Origin of the sequence: Sandarakinorhabdus sp. (genome assembly GCF_041689835.1) — a bacterium.
GTDB lineage: Bacteria > Pseudomonadota > Alphaproteobacteria > Sphingomonadales > Sphingomonadaceae > Sandarakinorhabdus.
Window position 1 is genome coordinate 1 of the sequence record NZ_JBDNFM010000220.1, and the last position, 2,189, is coordinate 2,189.

2 protein-coding genes and 1 pseudogene are annotated in these 2,189 nt (G+C 62.8%); all 3 read right to left on the reverse strand.

The window, feature by feature from the left end; translation table 11 throughout:
* A pseudogene (sufB, locus tag ACESL8_RS11875) lies at positions 1-1,191 on the reverse strand (Fe-S cluster assembly protein SufB); the annotation flags it as partial.
* A 21-nt stretch (positions 1,192-1,212) separates the two neighbouring features.
* Entirely contained in the window at positions 1,213-1,665 is a 453-nt protein-coding gene (locus tag ACESL8_RS11880; protein ID WP_372919115.1) for an SUF system Fe-S cluster assembly regulator, read from the reverse strand.
* Positions 1,666-1,777: 112 nt separating this feature from the next.
* Positions 1,778-2,189: helix-turn-helix domain-containing protein (locus ACESL8_RS11885; RefSeq protein ID WP_372919117.1), on the reverse strand; the 412-nt coding region annotated here is incomplete at its 5' end.

The following is a 2,189-nucleotide window of genomic DNA, read 5'->3' on the forward strand; positions in this document are numbered from 1 at the left end:
GATGCCCTTGGACACGATGGTGGAGCGAGTATTCTTGCCCAAGTGGATCATCTTGGTGCCGGTATCGGCCTGCTGGCAATTGTTGGTGACGGCGACCGAGTAGAACTCGCCGACGCTGCCATCGCCCGACAGCACGCAGCTGGGATATTTCCAGGTTATGGCGCTGCCGGTTTCCACCTGCGTCCAGCTTACCTTGCTGTTTTTTCCCAGGCAGTTGGCGCGCTTGGTGACAAAGTTATAGATGCCGCCCTTGCCCTGTGCATCGCCGGGATACCAGTTTTGCACGGTGGAATATTTGATTTCGGCATCATCGAGCGCGACCAGTTCCACCACGGCGGCGTGCAACTGGTTTTCGTCGCGCATCGGGGCGGTGCAGCCTTCGAGATACGAGACATAACTGCCCTTGTCGGCGATGATCAGCGTGCGTTAGAACTGGCCGGTGTTGGCGGCGTTGATGCGGAAATAGGTGCTCAGCTCCATCGGGCAGCGCACGCCGGGGGGGATGTAGACGAAGGTGCCATCGGAAAAGACCGCGCTGTTGAGGCAGGCAAAATAATTGTCGGTGACCGGCACGACGCTGCCGAGCCATTTTTTCACAACGTCGGGAAATTCCTTCACCGCTTCGCTGATCGACAGGAAGATGACGCCGGCCTTGCGCAGTTCCTCGCGGAAGGTGGTGGCCACCGAAACACTGTCGAACACGGCATCGACAGCGACCTTGCGCGCGCCTTCAACGCCGGCCAGCACCTTCTGCTCCTCGATCGGGATGCCGAGCTTTTCGTAGGTGCGGCGGATTTCGGGATCGAGCTCGTCGAGCGACGCCAGCGTGGGCCGGGCCTTGGGCGCGGCATAATAATACGCGTCCTGATAATCGATCGGCGCGATGTTGAGCTTGGCCCAATCCGGGCTTTCCAGGGCCTGCCATTTGGCAAAGGCCTTCAGCCGCCAATCGAGCAGCCACGTGGGCTCACCCTTCTTGGCGGAAATATAGCGCACGGTATCGGTAGTCAGTCCCTTGGGCGCCATTTCCGATTCGATGTCAGAGGTGAAGCCCCATTTGTAGGTGGACAGGTCTGCGACGGCGGCGCGCGCCTGCGCATCCTGCACGGGAACTTGGGCCAATGCCGAATCGAGCGATGGGGCGTCGTCGATCCCGGCCTCGGAGTGGGCAGCAGACACTTCGTCAGACATGAATTGGTCTCTTCCAGTCGGTCAGTCAGCAAACGCCGGAACCGGCGTTGCCTCTGCTGTAACCGCTGCCGCCGGTTGCACCAGATCAGCCAATGTCACGGCGGCAAGCGCACCGCGCACGGCTTGGTTGATGGGGCCCCAATGGCCCCGAATCGCGCAATGGCCTTCCATCGCGCATTCGGTCGTGTCGTTGCCGGCGCAGCTGGTGAGCGCAATCGGGCCATCGACGGCCTCGACAATTTGCGCGACGCTGATCAACGCCGGATCGCGCGCCAAGGTGAAGCCGCCCGATACACCGCGCGACGCGGTGAGCAGCCCGCCGCGCGCCAACGTGCCCATCAACTTGGCCACGGTGGGGGCGGGAATGGTGGTCAATTCCGCCACCCGCGATGCCGAAAGCTTCGCCTTGGGCTCCCGCGCGGCGGCGGCCATCACGACGACGGCATAATCTGCAAGGTTGGTGAGTCTGATCAACCGATGGTTCCCGGCGGCTGGCGCAAAGTGGACAAATCTGGTCGTCTTATGCCGCCGGGGGGCGGGACTGTCAAGAAATTCGCAACCGGAAGCCCCCGCTGCGGCGCTGCGTTCAGGCAAACATGGTCAATTTCGGCAGGCCGGGCACCAGGCGGCGGCGGGTGAGCGTGATGCGCGTGATCGGCGCGGTTTCCACCAGAAACCGCGCCGGGGTCTTGCCGTTGAAGGTGCGGAATTCGCGGATGAAATGCGCCTGATCGTAAAAGGCATCGCCAGCGGCTTCGGCCCAGCTTTTGGCTTCGCCGGTGCCCAGCCGCACCGCCGCGCCCAGCGCCCGATATTTGCGCGCCAGCAATTTTGGTGAAGCGCCGTAAAACCGGCGCGCCAGCCGCTCAACCGAGCGTGCCGACATGCCCGATTGTGCCACCAGCCAATCGATGTGGGGATTGGTGCTGGCGGTCAACCAATCGTCGGCCAGCCGGGTGAACCATTGGCTGCTGCACGGCCGGGCCGCTGCCAGCCGC